This is a genomic window from Bacillus siamensis, from assembly GCF_051628075.1.
In the GTDB taxonomy this organism is placed as follows: domain Bacteria; phylum Bacillota; class Bacilli; order Bacillales; family Bacillaceae; genus Bacillus; species Bacillus siamensis.
This window is the reverse complement of the sequence record NZ_CP155579.1, coordinates 3,590,607-3,605,365: the sequence shown is the minus strand read 5'-3', so window position 1 is coordinate 3,605,365 and position 14,759 is coordinate 3,590,607. Positions and strand designations below refer to the sequence as shown.

Genomic DNA, 14,759 nt, shown 5'->3' with positions numbered 1-14,759 from the left:
GGGGGATGTATATGCAGGGAGAAACCAATCAAAATGAATTGCAGCGTACGATGAAGGGCCGGCATTTGTTTATGATCGCACTCGGCGGCGTGATCGGGACGGGGCTGTTTCTGGGCTCCGGTTTTACGATCAGTGAAGCGGGGCCGATCGGCGCGATATTGGCTTATGTGATCGGCGGATTTTTAATGTATCTGGTGATGCTTTGTTTGGGGGAGCTCGCGGTCGCCATGCCGGTCGCAGGATCATTTCAGGCGTATGCGGCAAAGTTTCTCGGGCCGTCTACTGGTTTTACGATCGGGTGGATGTATGCTTTCAGCTGGGCCAATACAGTGGGGCTTGAGCTGACGTCGGCGGGGATTTTAATGCAGCGGTGGTTTCCGGCCGTTCCGATTTGGGTGTGGTGCCTTGTATTCGGTGTCGTCATTTTCTCCATTAATGCGCTGTCGGCGCGGAGTTTTGCGGAAATGGAATTTTGGTTTTCCAGCGTCAAGGTTATGGCTATTGTATTATTTATTATTCTCGGCTGCGCTGCCGTATTCGGCTTTGTCGGTTTTAACGGCGGGCAGACGGCGCCGTATCTGTCAAACTTTACGACGGATAAAGGGCTTTTCCCGAACGGGGCTCAGGCCGTGCTGTTTACGCTTGTCATGGTGAATTTTTCATTCCAGGGTACCGAACTGGTCGGAATCGCCTCGGGAGAAAGCGAAAATCCGGAAAAGACGCTTCCCCGCTCAATCCGAAACGTCATATGGCGGACGCTGTTTTTCTTCGTGCTGGCGATGTTTGTTCTCGTGTCCATTTTGCCGTACCAAACGGCAGGGGTCATCGAAAGCCCGTTTGTCGCTGTGCTGGATAAAATCGGCGTACCCTATGCGGCTGACATCATGAACTTTGTTATTCTGACCGCCATGCTGTCGGTGGCGAATTCCGGGCTGTACGCTTCGTCCAGAATGATGTGGTCTCTATCAAAAAGTAAAATGGGCCCCGCTTCCTTAACAAAACTGACGAAAAAAGGCGTGCCTCTGAAAGCCCTGTCCATCACCATTGCCATCTCAGGTTTATCGCTGCTGACAAGTGTAGTAGCTGCTGAAACGGTGTATGTGTGGCTCATTTCCATCTCGGGTATGATTACCGTCGTCGCGTGGATGTCAATCTGCGCTTCACAATTCGTTTTCCGGAGACGCTTTCTGGCTGAAGGAGGAAATCTGAAAGACCTGGCATTTAAAACGCCACTTTATCCGATCGTGCCGATTCTCGGATTTTCAGTTTACGGTCTTATCTTAATCAGTCTCATTTTTATTCCGGACCAGCGTATCGGCCTGTACTGCGGCGTCCCGCTGATGATCATCTGTTATGCGTATTACCACTTCGGTATCAAAAAACGCTTGAAACGTGAGCCGGCTTCTTCGGAAAAAGGCGCAGCAGGATAAGAAAAAAAGCCCTCCGCAAAAAGCGGCGGGCTTTACTTTGTTTTCCGTTTAGCCAACAGCACGTAGGAAAGAACGGCAAAGAGCTGAAAACCGAAAATGCTGACAGCCATCGGCCAGGCGTTTTCTTCTCCGGCAATACCGACCAGGGGAGCGGCAAGCGCGCCGCCGATAAAGGGCAGTAGTCCGAGAAGAGCCGCTGCGCTTCCCGCGCCTTTCTCCTGTTTCTGCATAGCCAAAGAAAACCCTGTCGTCGTGACGATCCCGACAGAAGAAACAATGATGAATAAAGAAATGCAGACCGCTGTCAGACCTAAACCGAAAGCAAGCGATAAAAGCAAAGCGACGCTCCCGATGACGGCAATGACCAATCCGGAGACAAACAGCTTCCGTTCATCATGTGTTTTGGCCATCCGTCCCGTCATTTGGGTGGCGCATATAATTCCCGCACCGTTTACGGCAAACAGCAGGCTGAACATTTGCGCCGATACGCCGTAGATATTTTGCAGCACAAACGGCGACCCGGCAATATATGCGAACATGCCGGTCATCACAAATGCCTGGCTGAGCGCAAATCCCATAAACATCCTGTCACCGAGCAGGCCGCGAAACGTCATCAGCGTCTCCCTGAGTCCGCCGCTTGTCCGCCTTTCCGGCGGGAGTGATTCAGGCAATGCCGTAAGCACGGCTGCAAAAATGATACAGCCGATCACCGCCAGCACGATAAATACGATTTTCCAGCCGGCAAACTGAAGGATAAATCCCCCTGTAATCGGCGCTAAAATCGGCGCCGCCCCATTGACGAGCATCAGCAATGAGAAAAAAGCCGTCAATTCTTTTCCGGAATACATATCGCGCGCGGAGGCCCGTGCGATGACGATTCCGGCCGCCCCGGTGAATCCTTGAATAAACCTCATGACAATTAAAAACGAAACAGAAGGGCTGAAGGCGCATAATAAAGATGCCAGCGTATAAAGCAGCAATAACAGAATCAGCGGTTTCCGGCGCCCGATCATATCACTGAGCGGCCCGACAACGATCTGGCCGATCGCCAGCCCCAAAAGACAAAACGTCAGGCTCAGCTGCGCAAGGGACGCTGTCGTATGGAGATCGGCCGCCACTTCAGGCAAAGCGGGCAGATACATATCGAGCGAAAGCGGCCCGAATGAAGCGAGCGTCCCGAGAATCAATACCATGCCGAGGCTTGCGCGGGCGGCCTTTGAACCAGCGTTATTCATTTCATGACCCACCTTAACAAATGATTCTATCACTATAGCATAACCGGCCGGCATATTTTATATTATTTATTGAATGTAAAATGAATAGCTTATTTAAAAACTGAATGCAAATAAAAAAACAGAATTCTTTTTCGAATGAAATGTAAAATGAAAAAGGAGGATGCTAAACTATAAAACAACAAAAGATAGAAAAGTTTTACGGAGGAGGTGTTCAAAGAGCATGAACAGCCAACAAACCGAGCATATTGAAATGAAACGCCGATTTCCGGTCTGTCTCGCGCTTGCTTTGACATTAGGCGTATTTGCCGCGGGTTCTGAAGAGCTGGTGATATCCCCGCTGCTCCCGGATTTAGCGCGGGCTTTCAGCTCGGATGTCAGTGTGCTGGCGCTTTCCATCAGTATTTACGGAGTAATGATTTTTATCGGCGCGCCGCTTCTCGTTCCCCTCGGCGATAAATATTCCCGGGAGCTCAGCCTGATGGCGGGGCTGCTTATATTTACGGCCGGCACGGTGATCTGCGCGCTGGCGCACAATCTCTTTTTCTTCTTTCTGGGCAGGGCGCTTTCCGGGCTTGCGGCGGGGGCGTTTGTGCCGACAGCATATGCGGTCGTCGGCGACCGTGTGCCTTATGCGTACCGCGGCAAGGTAATGGGGCTGATTGTGTCAAGCTGGTCGCTCGCTTTGATTTTCGGCGTTCCGATCGGCTCTTTTATCGGCGGTGTTTTGAATTGGCGGTGGACGTTTTGGATTTTCGCTTTGATGTCTGTCCTCGTTGTTTCGCTCATTTTCATTGAGGCGCGCCGCAGCACGGCGGACGGGAACAAAACAGAAGAGGAAAACGGACTGCAGGCAGGCACCTTCCGGGATGCGCTGAAGGTGCCCCGTGTCCCTGTATACCTCACGATCACCTTCTGCAACATGATCGGTTTCTACGGCATGTATTCCTTTCTCGGCACATATCTGCACCGCGTGCTGCCGGGGGGAAATACAGCTTCCGGGCTGCTGATCATGGTGTACGGAATTGGTTTTTCCATGAGCGTGTTCACGGGGAAAATCGCAGACAAGGCGGGAAAAATGCGCTCTTTGATCACGGCAATGGCCGTGATCAGCATATGGCTTGCCTGTCTCGCCTATGCGCCGTCATCAATGCCGCTTTTGGTCATCGGGTTATTCATCTGGGGCTTGATGCAAAGCCTGACGGTGACCTTGCTCAGCACCATTTTAAGCGATTGCTCACAGAGCCGCCGCGGCAAAATCATGGCATTCTACAGTCTGGCGTCCAATTTGGCCGTGACCTTGGGCTCGGCTGTCATGGGTCCGGTCTATGTCGGCTGCGGATATGCAGCTGTCGGGTTTATCTGTGCGGCCGTCACCCTCATTGGCTTTGTCCTCAGCGTTTTTGCTTACAGAAGATATGGCAGATATGAGCATAAGGCCAATCAATCATTGTACCGGTAAATAAAGTTTCTATAATTTAATAAATGTTAATTTCCACCTTATTCAAAAAGGCGTTTCCTAAATCAATCAACAAATTCAGCAGCAGGACCGTAATATAAGAAGCTTCTTCCGAGGCGAGAAAGGCAGCCAGCGCCGCGGTTTCTTCGGCGGTTCCGACACGCTTCATCGGAACGCCCGAGGCAATCCGTGCTTCCGATTCTGCTTCGGACATTCCGTTTTGCTTCATCATGTTCTGCACGAATGGGTGATAACGATCCGTGGCGATAAATCCGGGATTCAGACAGTTGACAGTGATGTGAAAAGATGCAAGCTGAATGGTGATATTTTTGCTGGCATTAATTAAAGCGGCGTTCATCATACTGTTGGTGAACATGTCGGCGCCGGGTTCTTTCCATAGGTTTCCGACGATATTAATGATTCTGCCGGATTCGTGCTGCTTCATGATCGATGCGGCTGTTTTCATAGAGTCGATATAAGCGATTGTTTTATTCGTAAAGGTATTGGTCATATTCTCTATATCACAGTTTTCAAAGGTATCCGGCGCACCGCCCGGAATGTTGTTGATCAATACATCAAGCCGTCCGCATTGTGATCTGATGTCTTCAAAAATGCCGGCTCTCGTCTTCTGATCCGACATATCCCCGGCCAGAACGGTGACGCCCGCATCCGGATGCTTGGCGAGGATCTCCTCTTTCACCGATTCAATATTTTCTGGAACCCGCGAATTAATGACGGTATGAAAACCATTGTCCGCCAGTTTCAAAGCAATCGCTTTGCCGATCCCCTGACTGGCGCCCATAATAAATGCGGTTCGTTTTGACAACCGTCAGCACCCCTTTACAAAATGGAATCTCCTTAACATCGTAAAAAAAATGATAAAAACAGCAAATCTTATTTAAATTCTGACAAATAAAAAAACCCGCCGGACAGGCGGGTGGGTGTTACACGTGCAGAAACTTCGGAAGCGTGTCGAGAGACAATCGGTTTCCGACAAAGAATGAGCCGAATTCGCCGTAGCGCGCGCTGACTTCATCAAAGCGCATTTCATAAACAAGCTTTTTGAACTGAAGCACATCATCACTGAAGAGCGTGACGCCCCATTCATAATCGTCAAAACCGACAGATCCCGTGATAATCTGTTTGACTTTGCCTGCGTAGCTCCGTCCGATTAAGCCGTGGCTTCTCATCAGGTTTCTGCGTTCATCCATAGAAAGCATGTACCAGTTGTCATTTCCGCTTCTTCTCTTATCCATCGGATAGAAGCAGACATATTTCGCTTCCGGCAGCTCAGGATACAGGCGGGCGCGGACATGCGGATTTTCATACGGATCGCCTTCTCCGCTTGCCAGATAGTTGCTCAGCTCTACCACAGACACGTAAGAATAAGCCGGGATTGTAAATTCAGCAAGCTTTGATTTATTAAATTCAAGCTCGATTTCGTTCAGCTCTTCCATTGTCGGGCGAAGAATCATCAGCATAAAATCAGCTTTCTGTCCGACGATGCTGTAGATGGTTTGCGAGCCTTTGCCTTCTTTTTGGGCGACGCCCCATTTTTCAAGCAGTCCCGTAAATTCATGTATAATCGACAGGCGCTCATCGCTGGATAACTGCTTCCATGACGTCCAGTCCATTGTGCGGAAATCGTGAAGCGCATACCAGCCGTCAAGCGTTTGTGCGGCCTCGTTCGTTTTTTGCTGCTCACTCATGTATCTTCACTCCTATATCTTTTCATTGATGCCTTCACTATATCACAGTTTAACCGTTTCGGCTGTGGAGAAACCTTGAATAATCCCACCCCTTGTATCAGAAACTAAGCCGTAAACTACCCGTCAGTTAAATTAGTTAGAAAAATAAGATTTCTTATTGAAAGCGCTATAATAGAAGTTGGTTATTTGAATTTAGCTGGAAGAAGAGTATGCTGTAAAAGTAAGCGTTTTTTGTCAACATAGAGGAGGGTATATCGTGGCAGATTTATTTACAAAAGTACAAGAAAAAGTAGCAGGAAAAGATGTGAAAATCGTATTTCCTGAGGGGTTGGACGAACGTATCCTGGTTGCGGTCAACAATTTGGCGGGCAACAAGGTATTAAAGCCGATCGTAGTCGGCAATAAAGAAGACATTGAAGCAAAAGCGAAAGAATTAAATCTCACACTTGACGGCGTTGACATTTTTGACCCGCATACATATGAAGGCATGGAAGAACTCGTTCAGGCTTTCGTAGAACGCCGCAAAGGCAAAGCGACGGAAGAACAGGCCCGCAAAGCTTTGTTAGACGAAAACTATTTCGGCACGATGCTTGTGTACAAAGGTCTCGCGGACGGACTTGTCAGCGGAGCTGCACATTCTACTGCCGATACGGTGCGCCCTGCACTGCAAATCATCAAAACAAAAGAAGGCGTGAAAAAAACATCAGGCGTCTTTATCATGGCCCGCGGTGACGAGCAATATGTATTTGCTGATTGCGCGATCAACATTGCCCCTGACAGCCAGGACCTTGCTGAAATCGCCATTGAAAGCGCCAATACGGCTCAAATGTTTGACATTGACCCGCGTGTTGCCATGCTCAGCTTCTCTACAAAAGGATCGGCAAAATCTGATGAGACGGAAAAAGTGTCAGAAGCGGTGAAAATTGCGAAGGAAAAAGCGCCTGAGCTTACGCTTGACGGCGAATTCCAATTTGACGCTGCATTTGTGCCGTCTGTTGCGGAGAAGAAAGCGCCGGACTCCGACATTAAAGGAGACGCGAATGTATTTGTATTCCCAAGCCTTGAAGCAGGAAACATCGGCTACAAAATCGCTCAGCGTTTAGGCGGCTTTGAAGCGGTCGGACCGATTCTGCAAGGATTAAATATGCCTGTAAACGATCTTTCCAGAGGATGTAATGCGGAAGACGTCTACAATCTTGCGTTAATTACGGCTGCTCAAGCGCTGTAATCCGGAAAAAGCCGGCCTTTTAAGAAGGCCGGCTTTTTTTATAGAAAGAAAGCCACTGCGGCCCAGCCAAACAGCGATAAACAGAGAGAGCCGATCAAGCCAGCCGCGAGCGCCCGCCAGCCATTATGACGAAACGCCGATATATGAACGTTCAAACCGAGACCCGCCATTGCCATGCCGATTAAAACATAGGACACTTGAACAAGAAACGCGGAATGCGCGGCGGAAATGATGCCTGATGTGTGGATGGCGCTCATTCCGAGAAATCCGAAGATAAACCAAGGGATCGGCAGTGAAGCAGCAGAGCCCGTCTCTGATTTCCCGCCGCGGCGCGCCCGCATTCCAAGCATGAATGCAACCGGGACGAGCAGCGCGACCCGCGTCAGCTTGACGATCACCGCCATCTCGACGGCTGCTTTTCCTCCGGCGCTTCCGGCTGCTGCCGCATGCGCCACCTCATGAAGCGTTGCCCCGCAAAAGGCGCCGTAAGCAGCAGGAGAAAAGCCCAATACATGATAAGAAAGAGAATATACAACTGTAAAAACGGTTCCTAATAACGAAACGGCGGCTGCACTGATGGCTGTCGCATTTTCGTTTGACCTGATTTGCGGCGCGATCGCGGCAATGGCAGCCGCCCCGCAGATCGCAGTGCCGCAGGCTGTTAACATGCTGAGTGTCTGATCAATGCGGAACAGCCGGGACAGTCCGTATACGACGGCACCCGCAACCATCATACAGCAGACGGCAATTGCAAATACGTGCCAGCCGGCATGATAGATATCCGTCAAGTTCAGTCTCATGCCAAGCAGGATAATGCCGGCTTTCAGCAAGTATTTGCTTGAGAATCCAATCCCCGGCTCGAATGCCGCCTGCTGTCCGAAAACGGCGCGCCAGACCATTCCGATCAGCATCGCGAGGACAAGCATGCCGAGCAAATTTAAAAACGGCAGGCGGCTGGCATAGAAAGCCGCAAACGCAATTCCTGCGGTAACTGAAACACCCTTTACCATCTTCATCTCCGTCACTTCCCATTAGGTTGATAACTTCACTTTACTGCGGTCTTAATCATTAGTAAAATATATTTATATGATCTAACCAATCAGGAAAAATAATGATAAGGGGCGATGCTTTTTGTATTATGGGGAACTGAAAACATTCATTGCAGTCGTCGAAGAAAAAAACTTTACAAAAGCGGCGCAGAAGCTGATGATTTCTCAGCCGAGCGTCAGCCTTCACATTAAAAATCTGGAGAAAGAATTCCAAACCGCCTTGCTGAACCGCTCCCCGAAGCACTTTACGACTACGCCGACGGGGGACATTCTCTATCAGCGCGCGAAGCAAATGGTCTTCTTGTACGAGCAGGCGAAAACCGAAATTTACGCCCATCATCATTATGTCAAAGGGAAGCTCAAAATCGCCGCGAGCTTTACCATCGGCGAATATATTCTGCCGCCGCTTCTCGCAAAGCTTCATGACGAGTATCCCGAACTGAACCTTGACGTCATGATCGGGAACACGGAGGAGGTCAGCGAAGCGGTTCGGATGCTTCAAGCCGATATCGGATTAATAGAAGGACATACGGGGAAAAACGAGCTCGACATTCAGCCGTTCATGGAGGATGAATTATGCATTGCCGCACCTAACGGACACCCGCTCGCAGGCAGAAAAAACATCCCGGTCACCGACTTGCAAAATCAAGCGTGGGTGACGAGGGAGAAAGGTTCGGGGACAAGGGAGTATTTGGATCATGTCCTGCATTCAAACGGACTGCGGCCGAAATCCATGATGACGATCAGCAGCAACCAGGGCGTCAAGGAAGCTGTGATCAGCGGAATGGGTCTTTCCGTTCTGTCAAAAAGCGTACTGCAAAAGGATCTGCTTCACGGCAGCATTTCCGTGCTTCAGATCAAAGGATTTTCCTTAAAGCGGAAACTGTCTATCATTCAATCTTCCATTATGGAGAACACAAAAAACAAAGAAATCTTCATCGCTCTTTTGAAAAGTCAATTTCAATCATCTTAAGCGGAATGATATAATAAATGCATGGAAAGCCTATGACGAAAGGGATTTAATATAGATGGGAAAGCAACCGATTGATTTATTGATGCAGCCGAGCTGGAGAATCATTGACCAATCCAGCCTCGGTCCTTATTTTGATGCGAAGCAGTCATTCGCAATGGATGATACGCTGTGCGCCTCCGTAGGCAAAGGGGAATCGCCTGCGACAGCACGCTCTTGGGTGCACCACCAGACGATCGTGCTCGGCATTCAGGACACACGCCTGCCGTTTTTAGAGGACGGCGTGAAATTGCTGGAGGACGAAGGCTATCGTGTGATTGTCCGCAATTCAGGAGGCCTCGCGGTCGTTCTCGATGAAGGCGTACTGAATATCTCGCTTATTTTTGAAGATGAGAAAAAAGGCATCGACATCGACAGAGGCTACGAGGCGATGACGGAGCTTGTGCGGCGGATGCTGCGTCCGTACAATGCTGAAATTGAAGCATATGAAATTAAAGGATCGTATTGTCCGGGCAGCTATGATCTCAGCATCGGCGGGCGGAAATTCGCGGGAATCTCACAAAGACGCCTGCGGGGCGGAACCGCGGTTCAGATTTACCTCTGCGCCGATAAAAGCGGAAGCGAACGCGCCGATCTGATCAGACGTTTCTATCAAGCCGCTTTAAAAGACAAAAGCAATGACATAAAAGGCGTGTACCCCGACATCCGGCCTGAAACGATGGCTTCATTAAGCGAATTGCTGCAAACGGACATTACCGTGCAGGACTTAATGCTGTCGCTCTTAACCGAACTGAAGGAACGCAGCGGCCGCCTGTATGCAGCCGGATTATCGCCGGAAGAAGAAATGGCATTTGAAAAAAATCTGATCCGAATGCTGGAACGGAATGAGAAGGTGTTCGGTACGCAGGAAAGCTTGGACTAGGTCCGGGCTTTTTTATTTTTAGTAATTATATACTAATTAGTTATAGTGAAAAAAGAATCGTTATTCCAAAACTAGTTTACAATTTATCCCTTATTTGATTAATATATTGTTGTAGGTTCCAAATAATTCTATAAACTAGAGGAGATGGAGATATGAATTTTAAAAAAATAAAAGAGGAAAAAAGAATCACGATCCCGACACATTTGTTAGCCGGAGATGCTGAGCAATCAGGCAATAGCTTTGCTTGGAGCGGATGGGTGCTTGTAGTACCGAGCCAAGAAGACAATCAAAACCCGAATTTGAATTTCAATGATTTAGCCGTTCAGAATTAGATTCATCCGTTTGGAACCTACGCATCTTAGAAAAGGCGGTGGAAGTTTGACACAAGAGTATATAAGAGAAATTAAGCGGGGAGCACTGTCATGGATTGGTGAGAATATCCATTATTTTGATATGAATCATAAAGTAGCGAACGATTTCAGATGGCGGCTTAAAACATTTATAGAGCTTATTTTTCTTACCAATTACCTGATCAGAAATCAGGCAGATGATAAGGAAGTTGCTGTTTTAACGGAGTTTATTACAGAAAGGCTCCGTAATGATCAGCTTGAAGAATTTATTCATTTTGATCCGGACGGCCTTGCCGGATTGGCTATTGCAGGTGAATTTCTTGTCTTAACTGATCAACCGACACGGGCTTCAGTGATATGGGAGCTGGAAAAATTCACGGCGTCTCGTTTTGATGAAAGCCTTGCTAAAATTCCCTTTCGGAAAATGGATCTGAAGTACAGTCTGCACAGAGCAGGCGTAAATTTGAAAATGACGGATTTTTCTGATTTATACTGCTACACGGCAGCCGGTCAAAATATCCCAAATACATATATGACTGACCATGATGCGTACAGTATAACTCATACGATTTTTTATATAACAGATATGGGATGTTCTTCGCTTACAGATCAAGAGTATCATCTGCCCTCCTTAAAAGAAAAGGTCCTGAAATTTCTCGGGATTTATATATGTCTTGAGAATTTAGATATTACCAGTGAATTATTGATGTGCAGCTCTTTTTTACATATCGACATGGAAAAAGAAAATCATAAACCGCTCTATGAGGCAGCCTGGAATAAAATATTTCAGGGGCGAATGAAAGAAGGGAATATCCCGAGCATCACCTATCAACATAAACCCGGTTTGAAAGGTGAACAGCAAAGAGAAGATGTGTTTAAACACTGCTACCATACAACACTTGTCGCCGCGGGTGCCGCGCATGCCTGTCTTAGAGCAGAAAGGAACGATTAACTTGAACAGATTAGCTGAAGAGACAGACCAATTTTTATTATCTTTTGCTGAACAATCGCTTCCGGATATGAAGAGCATTCAGCTGTTTGCCGGCTTCTGCAAATACTACAGGAAGACGAGCCATTCTTCCGCTCTAAAAGAACATATTGAAAGGATTGCGGCAGCCTTCGTTGATAAGTCATGCTGGGAGGATCTGTTTCACTGTAATACGGCCATAGTCAATGAATTGATTCATATCTATTTAACGTCAAAAACGTATAAAGCGAAGCAGGGATTGCAAGCGGATGATCAGATCATACGTCATGGATTGCAAAACGGATATCTTACAAAAAAAGAATGGCCTTATTTTAAATACGCCGAATTAGTCGGTTTGCTGAACGAACTGGAAATGCCATTTGATCAGGAAAAAGTCCGTTTTTACAAAAATTCGATGTTTCAGCCTTTGGTCCGCGACGCATGGAAACGAACAGCTGAAAACGAGCTGGAGTTTATTGAGTACTGTCTTCTTCATTTGAATAAGGGGGAGCATCAGCTTCATCCCGGCTTGAAGGCTTCTATTCAAAAATGGCTTGTGTTTTGTCTCAGCAGCCGAAAAATGAAACAGCTTTGCACTATGTTATTGATCCAATCGTGTATCGATCCTTTTTTTTATGGCTGTCAAGCAGCCCTTCATTACATACATAACGAGAATCCATCCATTCAATGTGCTCCGGCTCTTCTGCCGGCGATTGAGATTCTGAATCTGGAGTGTGGAACATGCAGATAGTAAAGGGACATTTTAATATAAAAAAAACAGAAGAATGGCTGCTGGGTTTTTGGAAGAACCTTCAGCTGCAGCCGGAAGAAATGGAAGCTGATGACCTTATGCACCTGTTTTGCGGTTTAGCGGCATGTCATCATTTTGAAAGCAGAAAGGATACAGAAGAAGTCATTCTATTCCTAGACCGTTATTTCGGAGAAAAGACACACGAATGCCATCCGGTCCTGTTCGCGTATGCGTATCATGTTTACCGCAGGATGGATGCCGCAAAAAGCATTTTTTTTCATAACGGACTTGAACAAATGGTCCGCGGTTTACAAGAGGAACTGAAATCAGAGCCCGCCTCTATGATCCTCATGGTGTTAGCAGCTTATTTTGGGGCGGTGACCCCGGAAGAGCTGATCGTTTTCTTAGAAACCGCACTGAAACGGGAGGCCGATTTGCTCACGGCACCGGGCGGCATGCAGGAAGAACAGGCGGATGCCCTTTATGCCGTCTCTTATTTGCAAATGAAAGAATTACAGCCTTTTCTCACAAAATGGTACAAAACATCGGACTTTGCTTTCTCAGGTTTAATGTTAGCCGAGTGCAGAAAGTATCACATTGATGCCGTTGCGAAATACACAGCCATTATGAAATTTCTTCGATTCGATGACGCTCTTTTTATACGGGAAGGGCGGGAATTTCTATGCTTTCAGCAGAGGAGCAGCGGGAGCTTCGGTTATTTAAACCCTTTAGCGATGGATCAAGGGAAGGTCAGCGGCAAATTGCTGGACCGTCAATATTTTCTGCCGTCCGTTCATTATGCCGCCGCCTCTCTGTCTATGCTGTAATGTCTCTCCTTTGAAAGACGGAAAAAGAAATCAATAAACAAATAAGAAAATAGATCGCTATAACCGTCACGGAATAGGGAATGTTTAACGTTGAAATCGCATCACCCGCGCTTTTATTTACATAAGCAACGAGATTTAAATGCGGAAAGAGCGTAAATTTATACCACGTAAATTGAGCAAGCAAATCTGTTCCGCCCAATATACTGCCGGCAAACAGCAGTAAAACGGATAAGCAAAGGGAGAGAGCCTGGCTTTTGCACAATACTGACAAAGTGAACGCGATGGTGACAATGCTTATAATTGAAATGAAACGCAAAAGAAGAATGATCCCGGATGCTTTTAAGGAACTGATGGTATACAGACTATCATTTAAATGAGTATAGACGAGCGGATATGAAGCATTGGAAAAACCGAATAACACGCCGCCGATCAGCAAACAGCTCACACAGTAAAACAAATAAACCATACCGGTAAACAGAAGGGACGCGAGAAATTTTGATGCTAAGATCCGCCATCTTCTGTTCGGGCTTGTGGCGATAAACTTAATCGTCCCAAGGGCAAACTCTTTAGAAACAACCCCGCTGACGGTTAAAATCGCGGTTAAGCTTACGAAAATCTCAAGCCCGTTTGAAGTAACCGTGCCGAAAAACCTCCAGCCGTTCCATTCATAGGGGTTGATGTTATGCTCCAAATAATAGTCTTTATTCTTAACATCAGCAGAATAATAAACGCCTGTCGTTTCAGCCGGTTTATCAATTTCTTCCTGTTTTTTTTCGGCGAGAAGCCGTTCTTTCCAATTGTTATCCGAGGAAGCATCTAACTCATGATTCATAATAAGGCCGGCCAGCAAAACGATGAGAAACAGGAAAAAAAGAGATAAAAGCGTGCCTTTTTTTCGGGTTATTTTTATGAATTCGTTCTGCGCCAGATGAAATATGCTCATACCGCGTCCTCCTGATCTGTAATCATCATGTATTTTTCTTCCAACGACAAAGTTCTTGCAGAAACGCGGGAAATCAGAATCTCTTTCTCTGCCAAAGATTTAATGACGTACGGGATGGTATCTTCTTCCGCTTCCAATTCAATGATGTAGCTGTCTTTTTGCTGTACTTGAAGAATACCTTCCTGTTCCAAAATTTCTTTCGCCCTTTCAGGATGATTGACCGTGATGGTAAACAGCTTTTTCTGGGCAGGGTCATTTCTTTTCTTCATTTCTTCAATTCCTAAAATCAGGCCCTTTTTGATATAGGCAACCCTGTCGCAAATTTCCTCCATTTCAGATAATAAATGGCTTGATAATAAAATAGAAACCCCTTGCTTCGCTAAATCGGAAAGAATGGTGCGCAATTCTTTCATTCCTTTAGGATCAAGGCCGTTCATCGGTTCATCCAGAATTAATAACCCGGGATTGTGAAGAAGAGAATAAGCGAGCCCCAAGCGCTGTTTCATACCTAATGAGAAATGTTTCACTTTTTTACGGGCAGCCTGCTCTAATCCGACTTTTGCAAGGATATTCATGAGGTCATCCGTTTTCATCGAGGTGCTCCGCAGTCTGGTGAAATATTTCAGGTTTTGCAAAGCGGTCATATTCGGATACATGTCCGGGCCTTCGATGATAACCCCGATATGTTTCATAAAATATTCAAAGTCGCTGTCCGGTCTGCCCCTGAACGAAATGGTTCCTTCCGTTTTTTTAATAAGCTGTACGATCATTCTGAAAATAGTTGTTTTTCCCGAGCCGTTCGGTCCGAGAAGGCCGAAAATCTCACCTTTTCTTACATCGAAAGAAATTGACTGTACAATCGGAGTATGATTGATGGTTTTAGACACATTTTTCAATATCAGGGCCGGTTCAGTCATGATAT

The 14,759-nt window shown here is 46.9% G+C and carries 15 protein-coding genes; 9 read left to right on the top strand and 6 right to left on the bottom strand.

All coding sequences use genetic code 11. From position 1 onward, the window contains the following. Positions 1 to 11: 11 nt before the first annotated feature. The gene (locus ABDB98_RS17910; protein ID WP_438420865.1) at positions 12 to 1,430 is read left to right on the top strand and encodes an amino acid permease; all 1,419 of its coding nucleotides are present in this window, start codon (positions 12 to 14) and stop codon (positions 1,428 to 1,430) included. 32 nt (positions 1,431 to 1,462) lie between these two features. Here the strand turns inward: ABDB98_RS17910 and ABDB98_RS17905 are convergent, their stop codons facing one another. Beyond that, positions 1,463 to 2,665 carry a multidrug effflux MFS transporter gene (locus ABDB98_RS17905; protein WP_438420864.1) on the bottom strand — a complete coding sequence of 401 codons (1,203 nt, stop codon included), beginning with the start codon at positions 2,663 to 2,665 and terminating at the stop codon, positions 1,463 to 1,465. A gap of 220 nt (positions 2,666 to 2,885) precedes the next feature. Here ABDB98_RS17905 and ABDB98_RS17900 point away from each other — a divergent pair, with 220 nt between their 5' ends. Then, a complete protein-coding gene (locus tag ABDB98_RS17900; protein WP_438420863.1) occupies positions 2,886 to 4,124 on the top strand; it encodes an MFS transporter in 1,239 nt (412 codons plus the stop codon). Between the two features lie 16 nt (positions 4,125 to 4,140). On the opposite strand, the gene ABDB98_RS17895 is transcribed toward ABDB98_RS17900, so the two are convergent. Both ABDB98_RS17895 and hemQ read right to left on the bottom strand, forming a co-directional pair. Then, complete coding sequence (locus tag ABDB98_RS17895) at positions 4,141 to 4,947, bottom strand: SDR family oxidoreductase (protein WP_438420862.1); 807 nt, start codon at positions 4,945 to 4,947, stop codon at positions 4,141 to 4,143. Positions 4,948 to 5,065: 118 nt separating this feature from the next. Further along, complete coding sequence (gene hemQ, locus ABDB98_RS17890) at positions 5,066 to 5,830, bottom strand: hydrogen peroxide-dependent heme synthase (protein ID WP_016937570.1); 765 nt, start codon at positions 5,828 to 5,830, stop codon at positions 5,066 to 5,068. A 256-nt stretch (positions 5,831 to 6,086) separates the two neighbouring features. Between hemQ and pta the strand changes: the two genes are divergently transcribed. Continuing rightward, entirely contained in the window at positions 6,087 to 7,058 is a 972-nt protein-coding gene (pta, locus tag ABDB98_RS17885) for a phosphate acetyltransferase (RefSeq protein ID WP_438420861.1), read from the top strand. A 38-nt stretch (positions 7,059 to 7,096) separates the two neighbouring features. Here pta and ABDB98_RS17880 read toward each other — a convergent pair whose 3' ends face one another. Next, positions 7,097 to 8,074, bottom strand: a complete 978-nt coding sequence (locus tag ABDB98_RS17880) for a YeiH family protein (RefSeq protein ID WP_159353560.1) — start codon at positions 8,072 to 8,074, stop codon at positions 7,097 to 7,099. Between the two features lie 115 nt (positions 8,075 to 8,189). Between ABDB98_RS17880 and ABDB98_RS17875 the strand changes: the two genes are divergently transcribed. The 6 genes from ABDB98_RS17875 (at position 8,190) to ABDB98_RS17850 (ending at position 12,894) form a co-directional block, all read left to right on the top strand. After that, on the top strand, positions 8,190 to 9,080 hold the full coding sequence (locus ABDB98_RS17875; RefSeq protein ID WP_016937573.1) for a LysR family transcriptional regulator: 891 nt from the start codon (positions 8,190 to 8,192) through the stop codon (positions 9,078 to 9,080). A gap of 55 nt (positions 9,081 to 9,135) precedes the next feature. Next, positions 9,136 to 9,999 carry a lipoate--protein ligase family protein gene (locus ABDB98_RS17870; RefSeq protein WP_438420860.1) on the top strand — a complete coding sequence of 288 codons (864 nt, stop codon included), beginning with the start codon at positions 9,136 to 9,138 and terminating at the stop codon, positions 9,997 to 9,999. A gap of 152 nt (positions 10,000 to 10,151) precedes the next feature. Beyond that, positions 10,152 to 10,331, top strand: coding sequence for a hypothetical protein (locus ABDB98_RS17865; RefSeq protein WP_016937575.1), 180 nt, complete (start codon positions 10,152 to 10,154; stop codon positions 10,329 to 10,331). Between the two features lie 46 nt (positions 10,332 to 10,377). Continuing rightward, positions 10,378 to 11,301, top strand: coding sequence for a DUF6895 family protein (locus tag ABDB98_RS17860; protein ID WP_438420859.1), 924 nt, complete (start codon positions 10,378 to 10,380; stop codon positions 11,299 to 11,301). Next, positions 11,270 to 12,067 (top strand): hypothetical protein, encoded by a 798-nt coding sequence (locus tag ABDB98_RS17855; protein ID WP_438420858.1) that lies wholly within the window; start codon positions 11,270 to 11,272, stop codon positions 12,065 to 12,067. Before ABDB98_RS17860 ends, ABDB98_RS17855 begins: the two co-directional genes overlap by 32 nt. Further along, positions 12,058 to 12,894, top strand: coding sequence for a hypothetical protein (locus ABDB98_RS17850; RefSeq protein WP_438420857.1), 837 nt, complete (start codon positions 12,058 to 12,060; stop codon positions 12,892 to 12,894). Before ABDB98_RS17855 ends, ABDB98_RS17850 begins: the two co-directional genes overlap by 10 nt. Here ABDB98_RS17850 and ABDB98_RS17845 read toward each other — a convergent pair. Both ABDB98_RS17845 and ABDB98_RS17840 read right to left on the bottom strand, forming a co-directional pair. After that, complete coding sequence (locus tag ABDB98_RS17845; protein WP_438420856.1) at positions 12,884 to 13,837, bottom strand: ABC transporter permease subunit; 954 nt, start codon at positions 13,835 to 13,837, stop codon at positions 12,884 to 12,886. The two genes, ABDB98_RS17850 and ABDB98_RS17845, sit on opposite strands and share 11 nt — an antisense overlap. Next, complete coding sequence (locus tag ABDB98_RS17840; RefSeq protein WP_438420855.1) at positions 13,834 to 14,754, bottom strand: ATP-binding cassette domain-containing protein; 921 nt, start codon at positions 14,752 to 14,754, stop codon at positions 13,834 to 13,836. The genes ABDB98_RS17845 and ABDB98_RS17840 overlap by 4 nt, the downstream gene beginning before the upstream one ends. Positions 14,755 to 14,759 lie beyond the last annotated feature (5 nt).

Coding starts and splice junctions, on each gene's coding strand:
- ABDB98_RS17910 (WP_438420865.1), top strand. CDS start 12: ATGCAGGGAGAAACCAATCAAAATGAATTGCAGCGTACGATGAAGGGC.
- ABDB98_RS17905 (WP_438420864.1), bottom strand. CDS start 2,665: ATGAATAACGCTGGTTCAAAGGCCGCCCGCGCAAGCCTCGGCATGGTA.
- ABDB98_RS17900 (WP_438420863.1), top strand. CDS start 2,886: ATGAACAGCCAACAAACCGAGCATATTGAAATGAAACGCCGATTTCCG.
- hemQ (WP_016937570.1), bottom strand. CDS start 5,830: ATGAGTGAGCAGCAAAAAACGAACGAGGCCGCACAAACGCTTGACGGC.
- ABDB98_RS17880 (WP_159353560.1), bottom strand. CDS start 8,074: ATGAAGATGGTAAAGGGTGTTTCAGTTACCGCAGGAATTGCGTTTGCG.
- ABDB98_RS17870 (WP_438420860.1), top strand. CDS start 9,136: ATGGGAAAGCAACCGATTGATTTATTGATGCAGCCGAGCTGGAGAATC.
- ABDB98_RS17865 (WP_016937575.1), top strand. CDS start 10,152: ATGAATTTTAAAAAAATAAAAGAGGAAAAAAGAATCACGATCCCGACA.
- ABDB98_RS17855 (WP_438420858.1), top strand. CDS start 11,270: ATGCCTGTCTTAGAGCAGAAAGGAACGATTAACTTGAACAGATTAGCT.
- ABDB98_RS17850 (WP_438420857.1), top strand. CDS start 12,058: ATGCAGATAGTAAAGGGACATTTTAATATAAAAAAAACAGAAGAATGG.
- ABDB98_RS17845 (WP_438420856.1), bottom strand. CDS start 13,837: ATGAGCATATTTCATCTGGCGCAGAACGAATTCATAAAAATAACCCGA.
- ABDB98_RS17840 (WP_438420855.1), bottom strand. CDS start 14,754: ATGACTGAACCGGCCCTGATATTGAAAAATGTGTCTAAAACCATCAAT.